General features: G+C 67.6%; 15 protein-coding genes and 3 pseudogenes. 12 read left to right on the forward strand and 6 right to left on the reverse strand.

The features are described 5' to 3' along the window. Window positions 1–28 precede the first annotated feature (28 nt). Both FVA74_RS01775 and FVA74_RS01780 read left to right on the forward strand, forming a co-directional pair. The gene (locus FVA74_RS01775; protein WP_147720086.1) at window positions 29–1138 is read left to right on the forward strand and encodes a cupin domain-containing protein; all 1110 of its coding nucleotides are present in this window, start codon (window positions 29–31) and stop codon (window positions 1136–1138) included. A 16-nt stretch (window positions 1139–1154) separates the two neighbouring features. Then, window positions 1155–1730, forward strand: coding sequence for a maleylpyruvate isomerase N-terminal domain-containing protein (locus FVA74_RS01780; RefSeq protein ID WP_147720087.1), 576 nt, complete (start codon window positions 1155–1157; stop codon window positions 1728–1730). 47 nt (window positions 1731–1777) lie between these two features. Here the strand turns inward: FVA74_RS01780 and purL are convergent, their stop codons facing one another. Beyond that, window positions 1778–4096: a phosphoribosylformylglycinamidine synthase subunit PurL gene (gene purL, locus FVA74_RS01785; RefSeq protein ID WP_147720088.1), complete on the reverse strand. Its 2319-nt coding sequence runs from the start codon at window positions 4094–4096 to the stop codon at window positions 1778–1780. 264 nt (window positions 4097–4360) lie between these two features. On the opposite strand from purL, the gene FVA74_RS01790 reads away from it, so the two are divergent. The 3 genes and pseudogenes from FVA74_RS01790 to FVA74_RS13860 form a co-directional block, all read left to right on the forward strand. Then, window positions 4361–4711: a helix-turn-helix transcriptional regulator gene (locus FVA74_RS01790; protein WP_147720089.1), complete on the forward strand. Its 351-nt coding sequence runs from the start codon at window positions 4361–4363 to the stop codon at window positions 4709–4711. A gap of 10 nt (window positions 4712–4721) precedes the next feature. Then, window positions 4722–5699: an SRPBCC family protein gene (locus FVA74_RS01795; RefSeq protein ID WP_147720090.1), complete on the forward strand. Its 978-nt coding sequence runs from the start codon at window positions 4722–4724 to the stop codon at window positions 5697–5699. Window positions 5700–6347: 648 nt separating this feature from the next. Beyond that, window positions 6348–6524 (forward strand): annotated as a pseudogene (locus FVA74_RS13860) (mechanosensitive ion channel domain-containing protein); the annotation flags it as partial. Here the strand turns inward: FVA74_RS13860 and FVA74_RS13865 are convergent. Then, the gene (locus FVA74_RS13865) at window positions 6505–6684 is read right to left on the reverse strand and encodes a hypothetical protein (protein WP_370454492.1); all 180 of its coding nucleotides are present in this window, start codon (window positions 6682–6684) and stop codon (window positions 6505–6507) included. The pseudogene FVA74_RS13860 and the gene FVA74_RS13865 sit on opposite strands and share 20 nt — an antisense overlap. A 375-nt stretch (window positions 6685–7059) precedes the next feature. Between FVA74_RS13865 and FVA74_RS01805 the strand changes: the two genes are divergently transcribed. After that, window positions 7060–8106 (forward strand): mechanosensitive ion channel family protein, encoded by a 1047-nt coding sequence (locus FVA74_RS01805; protein ID WP_147720092.1) that lies wholly within the window; start codon window positions 7060–7062, stop codon window positions 8104–8106. Here the strand turns inward: FVA74_RS01805 and FVA74_RS01810 are convergent. The 3 genes from FVA74_RS01810 to purS are packed head-to-tail and all read right to left on the reverse strand — an operon-like array spanning window position 8103 to window position 9588. After that, entirely contained in the window at window positions 8103–8600 is a 498-nt protein-coding gene (locus FVA74_RS01810) for a DUF3817 domain-containing protein (protein ID WP_147720093.1), read from the reverse strand. The genes FVA74_RS01805 and FVA74_RS01810 overlap by 4 nt on opposite strands. Continuing rightward, a complete protein-coding gene (purQ, locus tag FVA74_RS01815) occupies window positions 8597–9301 on the reverse strand; it encodes a phosphoribosylformylglycinamidine synthase subunit PurQ (RefSeq protein ID WP_147720094.1) in 705 nt (234 codons plus the stop codon). Before purQ ends, FVA74_RS01810 begins: the two co-directional genes overlap by 4 nt. After that, window positions 9301–9588 carry a phosphoribosylformylglycinamidine synthase subunit PurS gene (gene purS, locus FVA74_RS01820; RefSeq protein WP_147720095.1) on the reverse strand — a complete coding sequence of 96 codons (288 nt, stop codon included), beginning with the start codon at window positions 9586–9588 and terminating at the stop codon, window positions 9301–9303. The genes purQ and purS overlap by 1 nt, the downstream gene beginning before the upstream one ends. Before the next feature lie 100 nt (window positions 9589–9688). Between purS and FVA74_RS01825 the strand changes: the two genes are divergently transcribed. From FVA74_RS01825 to FVA74_RS13715, 6 genes and pseudogenes are all read left to right on the forward strand, one after another. Beyond that, window positions 9689–10129 carry a Fur family transcriptional regulator gene (locus tag FVA74_RS01825; protein ID WP_147720096.1) on the forward strand — a complete coding sequence of 147 codons (441 nt, stop codon included), beginning with the start codon at window positions 9689–9691 and terminating at the stop codon, window positions 10127–10129. Further along, window positions 10102–11634 carry a catalase gene (locus tag FVA74_RS01830; RefSeq protein ID WP_147720097.1) on the forward strand — a complete coding sequence of 511 codons (1533 nt, stop codon included), beginning with the start codon at window positions 10102–10104 and terminating at the stop codon, window positions 11632–11634. Before FVA74_RS01825 ends, FVA74_RS01830 begins: the two co-directional genes overlap by 28 nt. Window positions 11635–11748: 114 nt before the next feature. Further along, window positions 11749–12909, forward strand: coding sequence for an AI-2E family transporter (locus tag FVA74_RS01835; protein WP_240792269.1), 1161 nt, complete (start codon window positions 11749–11751; stop codon window positions 12907–12909). A gap of 78 nt (window positions 12910–12987) precedes the next feature. Then, window positions 12988–13680, forward strand: a pseudogene (locus FVA74_RS13870) (hypothetical protein); the annotation flags it as partial. A gap of 439 nt (window positions 13681–14119) precedes the next feature. Beyond that, a pseudogene (locus tag FVA74_RS13875) lies at window positions 14120–14623 on the forward strand (InlB B-repeat-containing protein); the annotation flags it as partial. A gap of 15 nt (window positions 14624–14638) precedes the next feature. Beyond that, window positions 14639–15481 (forward strand): Ig-like domain-containing protein, encoded by an 843-nt coding sequence (locus tag FVA74_RS13715; RefSeq protein WP_240792271.1) that lies wholly within the window; start codon window positions 14639–14641, stop codon window positions 15479–15481. A 48-nt stretch (window positions 15482–15529) separates the two neighbouring features. On the opposite strand, the gene FVA74_RS01845 is transcribed toward FVA74_RS13715, so the two are convergent. Next, window positions 15530–16393, reverse strand: a complete 864-nt coding sequence (locus FVA74_RS01845; RefSeq protein ID WP_240792272.1) for a VOC family protein — start codon at window positions 16391–16393, stop codon at window positions 15530–15532. Between the last annotated feature and the right edge of the window lie 50 nt (window positions 16394–16443).

Genomic DNA, 16443 nt, shown 5'->3' on the forward strand with positions numbered 1-16443 from the left:
AGCCCACAAGCAAGAGAGAAGAGTCGTCATGACCGATCCCAACAGCGAACACAACTCGCCAGAGCTCGAGCAGCTCTACCGGGACTTCGATGAGAACCACATGTCGCCACTCTGGACACAGAGGGAAGACCTGGTGCCGGTGCATCCGAAGCCCAAGGCGGTGCCGCACCTCTGGGAATGGTCGCGTCTCTACGACCTCGCCAAGCAGTCAGGTGACCTGGTGCCGGTCGGTCGAGGCGGGGAACGTCGGGCAATCGCCCTGGCGAACCCCGGCCTCGACGGCCGCCCCTATGCCACACGCACCCTGTGGTGTGCCATCCAGTACCTCGGCGGCCACGAAACGGCCCCCGAGCACCGGCACAGCCAGAATGCCTTCCGCTTCATCATCGAGGGGGAAGGCGTGTGGACGGTGGTCAACGGCGACCCTGTCTCCATGCGTCGCGGCGACTTCCTCCTGACGCCGGGCTGGCATTTCCACGGACACCACAACGACACAGACCAGCCGATGGCCTGGCTCGATGGGCTCGACGCCCCGTTCTCGTACTACATGGACGTCGGCTTCTTCGAGTTCGGCTCCGAGCGGGTCACCGACGAGTCCTCGCCCGACGTGTCGCGCAACGAGCGGCTCTGGGGCTACCCGGGGCTGCGCCCGGTCTCCGAGCTGGCCCCCAAGGTCAACTCGCCGCTGATGGCATACCGCTGGGAATTCACGGATGCTGCGCTGCGCGAGCAGTTGGCGCTGGAGGACGAGGGCTACCCAGCCACTGTCGAGCAGGGCCACGCGGCCATCCGCTACGTCAACCCCACGACGGGCGGGGACGTGATGCCGACGCTGCGCGCCGAGTTCCACCGCCTGCGCGCAGGAGTCGAGACCCCCGTGCTGCACGAGGTCGGCTCCTCCGTCTGGCAGGTCTTTGAGGGGAGCGGCCTCTGCGAGCTCGGCGGCGTCGAGCGCAAGATCGAGCGCGGCGACGTGTTCGTCGTGCCGTCGTGGGTGCCCTGGTCGATCAAGGCCGAGAGCGACCTCGATCTCTTCCGCTTCAACGACTTCCCCATCATCGAGCGGCTCGGCTTCGACCGCAGCTTCTCGCCGGGCGAGGGCCGCGCCATGCCGGTCATGCCCGAGGGCGGGCACTGATCAGGGGAGGCCAGAGATGGTGGCGCGCGTAGACAGGGTCACCGACCCGGCAATCCAGGAGCAGCTCCTCCTGGCGCGCCGCGGCCAGGCCTACTTCAGCCGACTCCTCATGCGTCTCAGCGATGCCGACTTCGAGCAGCCGTCAGCAATCGGCGGCTGGTCGAAGGCGCACGTCATCGCCCACGTCGGCTACCACGCCCGCGAGTTGAGCATGCTCGTGCAGAGCGCCAGCGACCCGGATGAGCCGCCGCTGTTCGAGACGGATGCCGCGTTCCTCGACCAGGTCGAGTATGGCGCCACCCTGCCGCCGTTCGCGCTCCGCAACCTCTCCGACCATGCGGCCGTGCACCTCACGGTCGAGTGGCGCGACCTCTCCGATGCCGGCTGGCGCCGCACCGTGCCCGCCCGCGAGGGCCTGACGGTCGAGATCGCTGCCACACCCGCCATGCGCGCCTGCGAGAACTGGTTCCGCGCGCTCGATCTCGATGCGGGCGGGAAGCTCGCCGACATCCCGGCGGCTGTCCTCGAGCTCGCTCGGGAGCTGCCCGCACCGGCGATTCGGCCGTATGCCTCCCTGACCGCGGAACACTAGCCTTTCCTAATTCAGGAGAGTTGGATCCTGAATTCAGGAGTGAGGGACTAGCCGCCGACGACCGCGCCGAAGTGCTCGGGCAGCGTGCCCCGGTGCGTTGCGCGCAGCTCCTCGACCGAGATCGTGAACTGGTCCTGCACCTCGAGCTCGCCTGAGTCGACCGTGACACCCACGCGCAGCACGGGGTAGCCGCGGCCCTCGCACAGCCCGACGAAGCGCACGTCGTCCTCACGCGGCACGCTCACGAGCACGCGACCGGTTGATTCCGAGAAGAGGGCGGATGTCGCATCCACGCCGTCGCGCTGCTCGATGCCGCTCGTCCAGACGCGGGCGCCGAGGCCGAAGCGAACGACCGACTCGGCGAGGGCCTGCCAGAGGCCTCCGTCGCTGAGGTCGTGCGCGGAGGAGAGCAGGCTGCCCATGGACGCTGAGTGCAGGAGTTCCGCCAGCTGCTTCTCGGTCGCGAGGTCGACGGCCGGCGGGCGTCCGCCCAGGTGGTCGTGGATGACGCCAGCCCATGCGGAACCGTCCAACTCCTCGCGCGTGACGCCGAGCAGGTAGATGTTGTTGCCCTCGTCCTGCCAGCCGCTCGGCACGCGGCGGGCGACGTCGTCGATCACGCCGAGCACGGCGACCACGGGCGTGGGGTGAATGGGCACGTCACCCGTCTGGTTGTAGAAGGAGACGTTGCCGCCCGTGACGGGGATGCCGAGCTCGAGGCATCCGTCGGAGAGGCCCTCGACGGCCTGCGCGAACTGCCACATGACCTCGGGGTTCTCGGGGGAGCCGAAGTTCAGGCAGTCACTGACCGCGACGGGCTTCGCGCCGGTCGACGCGACGTTGCGGTATGCCTCGGCGAGGGCGAGCTTGGCGCCCTGCGCGGGGTCGAGCTGGCAGTAGCGCCCGTTGGCATCGGTCGCGACCGCGAAGCCGAGGCCGCTCTCCTCATCGATGCGCACCATGCCGCCGTCATCCGGGAACGAGAGCGCCGTGTTGCCGCCAACGTAGCGGTCGTACTGATTGGTGACCCAGTCCTTGGCGGCGAGGTTGGGGCTGCCGAGCAGGGCGAGGGCCTGGGCCCGGAGCTCCGAAGACGAGGATGCCCGGGGCAGGCGAGCCGCGCCATCCGCCTGCAGCGCGTCGAGCCACGCCGGGTAGGCGACGGGCCGGTCGTAGACGGGGCCATCGACCGCGACGGTGGTGGGGTCGACGTTGACGATCTCCTCGCCGAAGTGGGTGATGATGAGGCGGTCGCCATCGGTGACCTCTCCCAGCACGCTCGTCTCGACGTTCCACTTGTCGACGACGGCCATGAAGGCGTCGAGCTTGTCGGGGTGCACGATCGCCATCATGCGCTCCTGGCTCTCCGACATGAGGATCTCCTCGGCCGTGAGGGTGGGGTCGCGCAGCAGCACGTTCTCGAGCTGGATGCGCATGCCGCCGTCGCCGTTGGCTGCGAGCTCGGAGGTCGCGCACGAGATGCCGGCCGCGCCGAGGTCCTGGATGCCCTCGACGAGCTCGTTCTTGAAGAGCTCGAGGCAGCACTCGATGAGCACTTTCTCGGCGAAGGGGTCACCGACCTGCACGGCGGGCCGCTTGGTGGGGCCGCCCTCGTCGAAGGAGTCGGAGGCGAGGATGGATGCGCCGCCGATGCCATCGCCACCCGTGCGGGCGCCGAAGAGCACGACCTTGTTGCCGACGCCGCGGGCGTTGGCGAGGTGCAGGTCTTCGTGGCGGAGCACGCCGACCGCGAGGGCGTTGACGAGCGGGTTTGCCTGGTACACCGGGTCGAACCAGGTCTCGCCGCCGATGTTGGGCAGGCCGAGGCAGTTGCCGTAGAAGCTGATGCCGCTCACGACACCGTGCACGACGCGGGCCGTATCGGGATCGTCGATCTTGCCGAAGCGGAGGGCGTCCATGACGGCGACGGGGCGGGCTCCCATCGAGATGATGTCGCGCACGATGCCGCCGACGCCGGTCGCGGCACCCTGGAACGGCTCGATGTAGCTGGGGTGGTTGTGCGACTCGATCTTGAAGGTGACCGCCCAGCCTTCGCCGACATCCACGACGCCGGCGTTCTCGCCCATGCCGACCATGAGGTTCTTCTTCATCTCGTCGGAGACCTTCTGCCCGAACTGGCGCAGGTACTTCTTGGAGGACTTGTAGGAGCAGTGCTCGCTCCACATGACCGAGTACATCGCGAGCTCGCCCGAGGTGGGGCGGCGGCCCAGGATGTCGCGGATCGCCTGGTACTCGTCGGGCTTCAGGCCGAGCGCCGCGTAGGGCTGCTCCTTCTCGGGGGTGGCCTTGGCGTTCTCGACGGTGTCGGCGACGTGGCGGCGGGCGGGGGTTGAGACGTCGGTCACGAGGGAGCTCCTGGGCGAGACGGATGCCACGGCTCGCGCGGCCGGGCACCCCCGAGTCTACCGGGCCGCCGTCCCATGCCCGCGGTCCCGGTCGCGGTCCCGGCCCCGTCACAGCGATGCGGTGTTTTCTGCGCGACGCGGCCGTTGTGCGGGCCGCATCGCGCAGAAAACACCGCATCACTGGGGTTGCGCCGCCGCACCGGGTGCACCGGATGCCAGGAAGAGTCTTGACCCACCGCGCGCACGGGTGTAACGTACAACCAAATGGTTGCACAACGAGATGAGCGAGAAGAGCTGAGCGATGCCGAAGTCGATCGCCTGTTCCAGGCGCTCGCCGCAGCGACGCGGCGTGACATCCTGCGCCGCACGATCGACCGCGAGCAGTCGGTCTCAGACCTCGCCAGCGAATACGACATGTCATTCGCAGCGGTGCAGAAGCATGTCGCCGTGCTCGAGGCCGCCCGTCTCATCGTCAAGCGCGCGGAGGGTCGCGAACGACTCGTCCGCGCGAACCCCGAAATGATCGCCCGCGCGCGAGCCCTCCTCGCGCACTACGAAGCACTGTGGCGTGGACGCGTCGATCGAATCGACGCGTTGCTCGCCGAGAATCCCTAAGGAGAACGCAATGCCTGTCACGGATGTCACGACCGACCCCGAACAACTCACCATGACGCTGACCGCCGAATTCGAGGCATCCGTCGATCGCCTCTGGCAGGTCTTCACCGACCCGCGCCAGCTCGAGCGCTTCTGGGGTCCGCCGACCTGGCCGGCCACCTTCACGAGCTTCGACCCGCGCCCTGGCGGGCACGCCGAGTACCACATGACCGGGCCGAAGGGCGAGCGCTCCTCGGGACGCTGGGAGTTCCTCTCGATCGACGCGCCCCATCGCTTCGAAGTCATCGACAGCTTCGTGGGCGACGATGGCGCGCCTCTCGAAGGGTTTCCATCCATGCGCATGACCTTCGAGTTCGAAGCGGATGGCTCGCGCGCACGCCTGCGCAATGTCACCTACTTCGATGCCGCCGAAGCGCTGGAGCAGGTCGTCGCGATGGGCGCGACCGAGGGTTCGACGCAGGCGATGAACCAGCTCGACCGGGTGCTCGCGGGCCTTCGCGAGTACGCCCAGGGCAAGGGCACCCGCGTGGAGGAGCTGAGCGACACCCTCGTGCGCATCACGCGGTTCATCGATGGCCCGCGCGACCTCGTGTGGCAGGCCCACAACGACCCGGAGCTGCTGCGGCAGTGGATGCTCGGCCCCGACGGTTGGAGCATGACCGAGTGCACACCGAGCCAGACGGTGGGCGAGAGCTACCGATACTCCTGGGCGCCCCTCGAGGGCACGGAGGGTGAATCCTTCGGCTTCGAGGGCGAGGTGCTCGTCGTTGACCCGCCGCGCCGGGTTGTCACGACGGAACGCATGGCGGGCACCGACGGGCCCTCGACGATCAACGACAGCGTGTTCGAGGAGGAGGATGGCGCGACCCTCGTCATCCTGCACATCGAGTACCCCGACCGCGAGACCCGCGACATGATCCTCGCGACGGGGATGGCCGAGGGCATGGAGGCTTCGTACGCACGACTCGAGACGGTGCTCGCGCGCTAGCCCCCTCGCATCCGTCAACCGCTTTGTTGGTGCGGCCGGGCATCCGTGTCCCCCTGACCTTTCGGCCGCAACGCGCCTACCGTGGGAGTCGGCCGGGAGGAGGCGCGGATGTTCGAGTGGGTGTCGTGGCCTGGGTTGGCGGCCGCCGCCGCGATCGCGCTGGTGATCGCGGCCGTTGTCATCCTGTTTGTGACCGGGGTGGCTGCGGCGTTCGGGCGGCGGTACCAGTTCGTGCGCAATCTCACGCGGTGGGGTCGCATGCCGTTCCGCGTGCTTGTCGTCGTCATCGCCCTGTGGTTCGCGGTGGGGCAGACCCTGCCTGACCGGGAGCTGTGGCCGTATGTGTCGCACGGCTTCCTTATCGGCGTCATTATCGTCGCGGCCTGGCTGTTCGGCGCCCTCATCATCCTCGCGATCGACCACGCGATCTCCCGGTACCGCAACGATCCCGAGAGTCGTTCGGCGCGCACCGCCCGCACGCAGCTCGAGATCGTGCGGCGTCTCGTCATTGCGATCGTCATCGTGCTCGCGATCGCCGGCGTCCTCCTCACCTTCGACGCGGTGCGGGCGGTCGGCACGAGCCTGCTCGCCTCCGCCGGCATCATCAGCGTCATCGCGGGCCTCGCCGCGCAGTCGACGCTCGGCAACATGTTCGCCGGCATCCAGTTGGCCTTCAGCGAGGCGCTCCGCGTTGACGACGTCGTGATCGCGGAGGGGCAATGGGGGCGTATCGAGGAGATGACCCTCACCTATGTCGTGCTCAAGCTCTGGGATGACCGGCGCCTGGTGTTGCCGTCGACCTACTTCACGACGACCCCGTTCGAGAACTGGACCCGTCACTCGAGCGACCTGCTGGGTGTCGTCGAATTCGACCTCGACTGGAACCTCGACCTCGACGACATGCGCACCCAGCTGGACCGCATCCTCGCGGCGACGAGCCTGTGGGACCAGCGCGAGTCGGTGCTCCAGGTGACCGAAACGACAGGCAACACGATGCGCGTGCGCATCCTCGTCTCCGCCAGCGACTCGGGGCGCCTCTTCGACCTTCGCTGCCACGTGCGCGAGGAGATGGTGCGCTGGCTCATCCGCCAGGGCTCGCCCGGGATGCCGCGGCAGCGGGTCGTCATGCTCGACCCCTTTGACCCGTCCGAGCGTGACGCCAAGACCGTCGAAATGCCGACTGTCGACGGGGATGTGGAGCCCCTGCCGGAGCGTCCCGGCCTCTTCACGGGCAGCATCGAGGCGGAGACACGCGCGCACGAGTTCACTCAGGCGATTCCGATCATCCGCCCCGACGACGATCACGAAGCGGAGAGGCACGATCCCTAGGCTGGGGAGTTCACAAGCGAAGGGACACTGAATGATCGAGTGGAACAGCTGGGTGGGCACCCTCCTGGCAGTGGGTATCGCCCTCGTCGCGAACGTCATCGTGGCGGTCGTCGTGCGCATCATCGTCTCGAGGTCCGACGAGCAGAGCCGCTGGCTGCGGGCGCTCGTCGTGCGACTGCACCCCCGCATCCAGTTGCTCGTCGCCCTCATCGCGTTCTGGAACGCGGCCGCACTCACCGCGCCCGCCCAATACGAGTGGTGGGATGCACTGTCGCATGTCTTCCTCATCGCGACCGTGCTGGCGGGTGCGTGGCTGCTCTCCGGGCTGACCTCCTTCGGCATCGAGCGGCTCATGGGGCGCTACTCGACCGAGGGTGAGAGCCTTCCCGAGGTTCGACGGATGCGCACCCAGCTGCAGGTCATCCGCCGTCTCGTCAACGTGCTGATCGCGGTCATCGCGATCGGGGTGGTGCTCTTCTCGTTCCCGGAGGTGCGTGCCGTCGGCACAAGCGTGCTCGCCTCCGCGGGCATCGTCAGCATCATCGCAGGCCTCGCTGCCCAGACCACCCTCGGCAATCTGATCGCGGGCATCCAACTCGCCTTCAGTGATTCGGTGCGCGTCGGCGATGTCGTCGTGGTGGAGGGGGAGTGGGGCACGATCGGCGAGATCACCCTCTCCTACGTCGTCGTCAACGTGTGGGACGAGCGCCGCCTCATCCTCCCGTGCACCTATTTCGCGAGCCAGCCCTACGAGAACTGGACCAGGCAGAACCCCAAGATCATGGGCACCGTCTACATGGACGTCGACTGGCGTGTTCCCATCAAGGCAGTGCGCGAGCGATTTCAGGAGCTCTTGGCGAGCACCGAGCTGTGGGACGGCCGCGCCGGGAGTGTGCTGGTGACGGGATCCCAGGGTGGCTTCGTCACGATCCGCTTCCTGGTCTCGGCCAAGGACTCGGGCGACCAGTGGAGCCTCATGTGCCTCGTGCGCGAGGAGATGGTCACGTGGCTGCAGGAGGTGCACCCCGAGGCGCTCCCCGCCACGCGGGTGGTGATGCCGGAGGCGAAGTCCGCCTAGTGGTCGCCCCCGGGCGGGCCGATCGCGAGGGCCGCGAAGAAGACGGCCACGACGGCGACGATGAAGACCACGACAAGCAGGATCGGGCGCGCCAGGAACCACCGCAGCAGCCGGTCGATCCAGTTCTTGTCGCGCGGGTCATCCGTCGCCTCGGTGCGCCAGTCGCCCTCGAGTCGGCCGCGGCGATCCATCGCGACGTCGAACGGGATGGTCGCGTAGGGCACGACCGCCGTGACGACGCCGAGCGCGATGAGGGGGATGCCCCAGCGCTGGTTGAAGCCGACGATGATGACGGTCGCGGCGTAGGTGATGAACACGAAGCCGTGGATGGTGCCGCCGATGCGCACCGCCAGGTCGCCGGTCTCTCCCATCGTGAAGACGTACTTCATGAGGAGGCCTGCGATGAGCATGGTCCAGGTGATCGCCTCAGCGATCGCGACGACACGGAAGAAACGCTGCGGCGTCACCCGTGTGGTCGTGCTCGTGGCGCTCATGCTGACTGCAGCGCGTGCTGGATCGCGCTCGTGAAGATGGTGAGGCCGTCTGTGCCGTTGCGCATCGCCGCGTTGGTGTCGGGCCCGAAGCCCTCCTCGACCGCGTGCTCCGGATGCGGCATGAGGCCGACGACGTTGCCGCGCTCGTTGGTGATTCCCGCGATCGCGTTGAGCGACCCGTTGGGGTCGACGTCGACGTAGCGGAAGACGACTCGGCCTTCGCCCTCGAGTCGCTCGATCGTCTCGGCACTCGCCATGAAGCCGCCCTCGCCGTTCTTGAGCGGGATCACGATCTCCTGGCCCTGCTCGTAGCCGCGGCTCCAGTCGGTCGCCGTGTTCTCGACGCGCAGCACCTGGTCGCGGCAGATGAACTGGCCGTGGCTGTTGCGGATGAGCCCGCCCTCGAGCAGGTGGGCTTCGGCAAGCATCTGGAAGCCGTTGCAGATGCCGAGCACCGGCATCCCCTTGTTCGCGGCGTCGACGACCTCCGCCATGATGGGGGAGAAGCTCGCGATGGCGCCCGCGCGCAGGTAGTCGCCGTAGCTGAAGCCGCCGGGGAGCACGAGGGCGTCGACGCCGTCGAGGCTGTGCGAGCCGTGCCAGAGCGCGACGGGCTCGCCGCCTGCGAGGCGGACGGCGCGCTGGGCGTCCCGGTCGTCGAGCGAGCCGGGGAAGGTGATGACGCCGACGCGGGGTGCCATCAGTGGGTCTCTCCTGCGGCCCCGCGGGTTGAGCCTGTCGAAACCTCGGGGACGATGATGTTCACGACATCTTCGATGACCGAGTTCGAGAACATGTCAGCCGCGAGCTGGCGAACCTCCTCGACGACCTCGTCGGTGACCTCGGCGACCGTGAGCTCGAAGCGCTTGCCGATGCGCACATCCGTGAAGTGTTCCTTGCCGAGGCGGTGGAGGGCACCGGCGACGGCCTTGCCCTGGGGGTCGAGCAGTTCGGCCTTGGGCATGACCTCGACGACGATTGTGGGCACGGTGACTCCAGGGGGATCGCGCGGATGAGTGCTCCCAGTCTACCGGGACGCGCCGCGGCACTTGTTTTGAGTGATTCAAAACAAGCAATACAATGGACGTATGCGAACGACGTCTCCGGCAGTGCTCAGCGAGCGCATCCGCGACGCCGGACTCAAGGTCACCGAACCCCGGCTCGCCGTCATGCGGGCGCTCGAGTCCCGACCCCACGCCGACGCCGACACGGTGTTCGGTGCGGTGCGCGGCGACCTCCCCGGCACGTCGATCCAAGCCGTCTATGGCGTGCTCGCGGCCCTGGCAACGGCGGGCCTGCTGCGCAAGATCGAGCCCGCCGGCTCTCCCGCCCGCTATGAGCTCCGCACGGGCGACAACCACCATCACGTCGTCTGCAGCGGATGCGGTGCCCTCGAAGACGTGGACTGCGTCGTCGGTCACGCCCCCTGCTTGATCCCCTCGGCAGATTCGGGCTTCAGCATCCACACGGCGGAGGTCACCTTCTGGGGGCTCTGCCCCGCATGCCAGGCCTCAACAGACTCACACTGACCCAACACCACCAAGAAGGAGAATCCTTGACTAACGTCACCACCACGCAGACGGGCGCGCCAATCCCGAGCCATGCCCACTCGCTCACGACCGGCCCGGATGGCGTCACCGCGCTGCACGACCGCTTCCTGGTCGAGAAGCTCGCCTCGTTCAACCGCGAGCGTGTCCCGGAGCGAAACCCCCACGCCAAGGGCGGCGGCGCCTTCGGTGAGTTCGTCGTCACCGAAGACGTCTCGAAGTACACGAAGGCAGCTGTCTTCCAGCCCGGCGCCTCGAGCGAGGTCCTCCTCCGCTTCTCGTCCGTCGCCGGCGAGCAGGGTTCGCCCGACACGTGGCGCGACGTGCGCGGTTTCGCGCTGCGCTTCTACACGACCGAGGGCAACTACGACGTCGTCGGCAACAACACCCCCGTCTTCTTCCTCCGTGACGGCATGAAGTTCCCCGACTTCATCCACTCGCAGAAGCGCATGGGTGCCACCGGCCTCCGCAACGCCGACGCGCAGTGGGACTTCTGGACCCTCTCGCCCGAGTCGGCCCACCAGGTGACCTACCTCATGGGTGACCGCGGCCTCTCGAAGTCGTGGCGTCACCTCAACGGCTACGGATCGCACACCTTCCAGTGGATCAACGCCGAGGGCGAGCGCTTCTGGGTCAAGTACCACTTCAAGTCCCGCCAGGGCGTGGAGCTCATGGAGGCGGAGGAGGCCGAGCGCATCGCCGGCCAGGACGCCGACTACTACCGTCGTGACCTCTACGAGGCGATCGCGCGCGGCGAGCACCCCACGTGGGACGTGTTCGTGCAGGCGGTCCCCTACGAGGAGGCCAAGACCTACCGCTACAACATCTTCGACATGACGAAGACGATCTCGCACAAGGACTACCCGCTCATCAAGGTCGGGCACTTCACGCTCAACCGCAATCCGCAGAACTTCTTCGCGGAGATCGAGCAGGCTGCCTTCTCGCCGTCGAACCTGGTTCCCGGCACCGACATCAGCCCCGACAAGATGCTCATGGCCCGCGTATTCGCCTACCCCGACGCGCAGCGCTACCGCATCGGCGCCAACTACAACCAGCTGCCGGTCAACCAGCCGCACGCGGCTGAGGTGCGCAACTACCAGCACGAGGGCCAGATGCGGTACCAGTTCAACACCGCAGAGACCCCCGTCTACACCCCGAACTCCTTCGGTGGTGCCGAGGCCGACGCGGCCGCGGCATCCGAGGGCGGCTGGGAGACGGACGGCGAGCTCATCCGCGCCGCCCAGACCCTCCACTCGGAGGACGGCGACTTCGTGCAGGCCGGCATCCTCTACCGCGAGGTGTTCAGCGAGGAGTCGAAGGAGCGCTTCCTCAAGACCCTCGTCGGCCAGTACCAGGCCCTCACGGTTCCCGTCGTCAAGGACCGCTTCATGTGGTACTGGACCTCGGTCGACTCCGACTTGGGCATGAAGCTCATCGAGGCCGTCGACCACGTGACGTCCGCCGACCCCGTGGGCGTCGGCGCGTAACGACTCGGTGTGTTGAGTAGGCCCGCCAGGGCCGTATCGAAACCAAGCGGCCGGTTCCCTTCGGGGAGCCGGCCGTTTCGAGCTTTCTCACGGCTTCGGCAGTAGCGTGGGCGCATGGGACTCTTCTCGCGCACGCCGTCGACGCCACCCGTCGACCCGAACCTGACCGCGTCGGAACGCGCCGAGCTGATCGACTCACCCCGCCCGCTGTGGACGGACTCCCTCGGTCGTCTTTCGATCCGCAGCGGCCAGACGCTCCTCGTGCTCGCCCTCGTGAGTCTGGTGGTCCTTGCGACCATTCAGCTCAAGATCATCGTCATCCCAGTCTTTATTGCCCTCATCCTCGCGTCCGCGTTGTATCCGCTCGTGCGCTGGCTGGTGAAGCACCGCTTCCCGCGACCGCTCGCAACCCTCGGCACGCTGTTGGCAGGAGTGGTCGTGCTGGGTGGCATCATCACACTCGTCGTCACGGGCGTTCGCAGCCAGTGGGAGGATCTGTCCGACGCCGTCACCCGGGCTATCGACACCATCCAGGACTACCTGCAGTCCGGCGCGTTTCCGATTGACACCTCCCAGCTGGAGGAGGTCCGTAAGAGCATCGGCGACTTCCTCACGAGTGCGCAGTTTGGGTCGACGGCCCTCGCCGGGGCAGGTACCGTCGTCGAACTGCTCACTGGTGCGGTCCTCACTGTCGTGCTGCTCTTCTTTTTCTTGCAGGACGGCCCCGAGATGTGGGAGTTTCTCCTGCGTCCCTTGCGGCCGAACCGCAAGCGGCGAGCCCGCCGAGTCGGCAGTCGCGCGACAGGAGTGCTCGGCGGCTATATCCGCGGCACCGCGATCGTGGCACTCGTCGACACCATCTTCATCGGTCTTGCGCTCTGGATTCTCCAGGTGCCCCTGGCCCTGCCGCTGGCCCTCCTGGTCTTCGTGGGCGCGTTCATCCCGATCGTCGGCGCGACGGTCGCGGGCACGCTCGCTGCACTGGTCGCCCTCGTCACCAACGACCTCGTGACTGCCCTGATCGTCGCTGGCGTCGTGATCCTCGTCAACCAGCTCGAGGGCAACCTTCTCGCCCCTGTGGTGCTCGGCAACGCCCTCAAGCTGCACGCCCTCGTCATCCTGCTCGCGCTGTCGGCAGGCACGATCCTCGGCGGAATCATCGGCACCTTCCTCGCAGTGCCGCTCGCCGCGGTCGCGTGGGCGGCCATCAAGGCGTGGAACGAGCCGGATGCCACGAGGCTCGAGCCCGCGACATCCGCTCGTCTCCGCAGCTGACCCGGGCGTGCGCACAGAACTTCCGATTGGGGAGTTGGCTCCCTAGGCGCGAGCGGGCGCATCCACTGTGCTGGTGGCATGCGTCTTTCTCGATTCCTCGCCGACACCGAACTCGCGCACGCGCGTGCACGAACGCGGTTCGTCGCGGCCACACTCGTCGCAATCCTGGCGTTCGCGGGCAGCGTCAGCGGTGCCGCTTCACCTGCCGCCGCCGCTACGCCGGTCACGAGTCACGCTGAGCTTCAGGCGGGCCTGGATGCTGGTGGCACGGTGACCCTCGGCGACAACATCACCGGGGCGGGCCTGCGCATTCCCGCCCCCAATGACGTCGTTCTCGAGCTGAACGGTTTCAGCCTCACCGTCCAAGGTGCTGGATCGGCAGGAAGCCCGGACGGCAAAGCCGGTATCGAGGTGCCGGTGGGGGCATCGCTGACCGTCAACGGTCCCGGAATCCTGAGGGCGACTGGCGGTGGCGGCGGCGCGGGCATCGGTGGCAGCGACCGGGGGGCCAATGGGGCGATCACCATCAACGGCGGAACCATCGAAGCGATTGGCGGCTACCGCGGTGCTGGCATCGGCACGGGCGACAGCGCGCCCGCAGGCGCTGAGCTGGTCACCATCAATGGCGGCACGGTGACGGCGCTGGGTGGGTACATCGCGGCCGCGCTGGGCAGCGGAGCAATGGCGGTCGCGCCTCCCATCACGATTAATGGTGGCACGGTGAGAGCAGGAGCCGAGCTGCCGTACCAAGGCATGGGAATCGGCGCAGGGGAACAGGGAATAGCGTCGACGATCAGGATCAACAGCGGAGAGGTGTGGGCGGCCGGACGCCTGTGGTGTGGAGGAACACTCGGGGCGTGGGCGAGTGACATCGGCGGCGTCTGCGTTCCCAATGCCCCCGTCGACATCACCATCGGCGCGACCGCGGTCGTTCACCTTCTCGCGGCGCACGACTATGGCGCCATCACATCCGTGGTGCAGTTCTCGCGTGAGGGTGAGGGCAGTTTCCGCAACGCGGGCACCATCAATGTACTCAACGCGAGGCTCACCTTCCCCGCCGGTTCGACCGCGAGCAATAGCGGAACCATCAACGGCCCGATCGTGGGGCCCCTCTCCGGCAACAACTATGTTCTGAGTTTCAATGACGCGGGCGGCTCCGGCGGCCCTGGCAGTGTGCGGGTCCTCGCCGCCACGCTCTCGGCGGGCAGGCATGGCCGTCCCTGCCGCACCCACCAGGGCGGGGTTCACCTTCGCGGGCTGGTGGTCGGCGGCGACGGGCGGAAGCCAACTCACGACCACGACGGCGCTGAGCACCAGCACGTCGCATGCCCGCTGGCAGGCGCCGGAGCATCCGGTCACCTTCGACTCGGTGGGGGGAAGCGCCGTCGCGGCGATCGCGGTCGAGGAGGGTTCGACATTCGTCCTCCCCACCCCGCCGACGAAGTTGAATCACACGTTCGCCGGCTGGTTCACGGCCGTCTCGGGCGGCACGGAGTGGACATCGTCGACCCCCGTCACGGCTGCGATGACCTTGTACGCGCGCTGGACGCTCAATACCTACACGGTGTCGTTCGCCACAGGCACGGGGGCCAGTGCGGTGCCTTCGCAGACGATCGCTCATGGCGGCACGGCGGCAGTGCCCTCGGTGGCGCCCACTCGCACCGGGCACACCTTCGGCGGATGGGTGACGACGGCCGGCGGCTCGACGGTGTGGGATGCGACAGCCGCGGTGACCTCTGATATCACGGTCTACGCACGCTGGACGGTCAACACCTACACGGTGACTTTCGACACGGGCGCCGGCGGCAGCTTCGAGCCGTCGCAGACGATCGACCATGGGCAGGCCGCGGCGGTTCCGGCCGGCCGCAGCGTCACGATCTTCGGCGAGGTGAGCCCGGCGACGGCGATCGGCACGATCGAGCTGTTTCAGGATGGCGTCTCGATCGGTTCCGGCCCGGCCGGCGACGGAAAGTACCAGATCAACACCTTCGCGCTGGCCGGGGGCACCTACGTCTACACGGCCGTGTTCACCCCTGGCGAGGCGCGTTTCCTGGCCTCGACGTCGACACCGCTCGCGCTGGTCGTGAATGGGCTGGCTCCCCGTGTGCCCGCCCCGGCTGCCGACACGCAGGGTCTATTCGATGAGATCGAGGCCAACGGATGGCCCGTGCATCCCCTGGCCGGAGGCGTCGACAGCGTGCTCGGCAAGAATGTGTCGTGGTCGAACCCGCTCGACAGCTTCGTCGATGTGTACGTCTACAGCACCGCGCAGTGGCTCGGGACCTACGCGATCGTCGGCGGCAGGGTCGACCCCTCGTACTGGAACTTCATGCCGGTGCTCTCGCCTGGGCCGCACCACCTGGTGTTCGTCGGGCAGACGACGGGGGATGTGAGCGTGTACGAGTTCAGCGTGACGGCACCTCCTGGGGCTGTGGTGACGGGTTCGCCCGTAGTCGATGGCCTGCCGGTAACGGGTTCGAACCCGAGTCCCTGGGCATCGCTGGGGCTGCTGCTTCTGGTGCTCGGCTTGGGCATGCTCGTGCGGAGACGGCGTCTGCTCGCACGAGGTTAGGCCGCCGTTGCCGCCCGCTCGAGGAGGCCGGGCGGGCGGCAACGCTGCCTACGACGCGACCGTGACGCGGATGAGGTTGGCCCAGGGGTCGTCGAACTCCAGCACGCGGCCGTCGTTGGCCTGCTGCACGCCGCGGGCGCTGAGTCGCTCGGCGAGGGCGCCGAGCTCGTCGGTGCTCGGCACCTCGATCGCGACCTGGCCCAGGCCGAGTGCGGGCGTGCGGGTGCCTGCGCCGGCGCTCTGCCAGGTGTTCATGCCGAGGTGGTGGTGGTAGCCGCCGGCTGCGACGAAGAGTGCCTGCGTGCCATATTCGATCGTGAGCTCAAAGCCGACCGTGTCGACATAGAACTGCTTGGCGGTCTGGATGTCGCCCACCTTGAGGTGCACATGGCCGATGGAGGTCATGCCGCCGGCCGCGGCGGTGAGGCCGGCTTCCGTCAGGTTCTCTTGTAGAAAGCGGTTGGGGTCGAGGTAGACGGTGCCCATCTTGACCTCGCCGTTGCTCCACTCCCAGGAGTCGCGCGGGCGGTCCCAGTAGAGCTCCACCCCATTGCCCTCGGGGTCGTCGAAGTAGAAGGCTTCACTCACGAAGTGGTCACTCGAGCCCGTGAAGCTCTGCGGGTAGGCGCGGGCCGTGGAGTACACCGATGATGCGAGGTCGCTCTTCTCGGCGAAGAGGAAGGCGGTGTGGAACAGCCCTGCCGAGTTCGAGGGTGCGTGCTTGAGCTCTGGGGCGACCTCGAGTACGAGGGTGGATGTCGCACCGCGGCCGAGCACGGCGCTCGAGCCTTCCTGTGCGATGAGGTCGAGGCCGACGCCGTCGCGGTAGAACGCGATCATGCGGTCGAGGTCGGCGACCTTGAGGGTCACGGCGGCCATGGCGGTTTCTGGGGCGAGGATGTCGGCAGTCATAGTTGTAGCAACAACCATACCACTCGCATATTCCCCCTATCCAAGACGGC

It is taken from the genome of Salinibacterium sp. dk2585, from assembly GCF_008001035.1.
Taxonomy (GTDB): Bacteria; Actinomycetota; Actinomycetes; order Actinomycetales; family Microbacteriaceae; genus Homoserinimonas.

What these genes read in the sequence shown, in the direction of transcription:
- FVA74_RS01825 (WP_147720096.1), top strand. Translation starts at nt 9,689, where the DNA reads ATGCGAACGACGTCTCCGGCAGTGCTCAGCGAGCGCATCCGCGACGCC.
- FVA74_RS01795 (WP_147720090.1), top strand. Translation starts at nt 4,722, where the DNA reads ATGCCTGTCACGGATGTCACGACCGACCCCGAACAACTCACCATGACG.
- FVA74_RS01780 (WP_147720087.1), top strand. Translation starts at nt 1,155, where the DNA reads ATGGTGGCGCGCGTAGACAGGGTCACCGACCCGGCAATCCAGGAGCAG.
- FVA74_RS01845 (WP_240792272.1), bottom strand. Translation starts at nt 16,393, where the DNA reads ATGACTGCCGACATCCTCGCCCCAGAAACCGCCATGGCCGCCGTGACC.
- purQ (WP_147720094.1), bottom strand. Translation starts at nt 9,301, where the DNA reads ATGGCACCCCGCGTCGGCGTCATCACCTTCCCCGGCTCGCTCGACGAC.
- FVA74_RS01805 (WP_147720092.1), top strand. Translation starts at nt 7,060, where the DNA reads ATGATCGAGTGGAACAGCTGGGTGGGCACCCTCCTGGCAGTGGGTATC.
- FVA74_RS01775 (WP_147720086.1), top strand. Translation starts at nt 29, where the DNA reads ATGACCGATCCCAACAGCGAACACAACTCGCCAGAGCTCGAGCAGCTC.
- FVA74_RS01790 (WP_147720089.1), top strand. Translation starts at nt 4,361, where the DNA reads ATGGTTGCACAACGAGATGAGCGAGAAGAGCTGAGCGATGCCGAAGTC.
- FVA74_RS01810 (WP_147720093.1), bottom strand. Translation starts at nt 8,600, where the DNA reads ATGAGCGCCACGAGCACGACCACACGGGTGACGCCGCAGCGTTTCTTC.
- FVA74_RS01835 (WP_240792269.1), top strand. Translation starts at nt 11,749, where the DNA reads ATGGGACTCTTCTCGCGCACGCCGTCGACGCCACCCGTCGACCCGAAC.
- FVA74_RS01830 (WP_147720097.1), top strand. Translation starts at nt 10,102, where the DNA reads ATGCCAGGCCTCAACAGACTCACACTGACCCAACACCACCAAGAAGGA.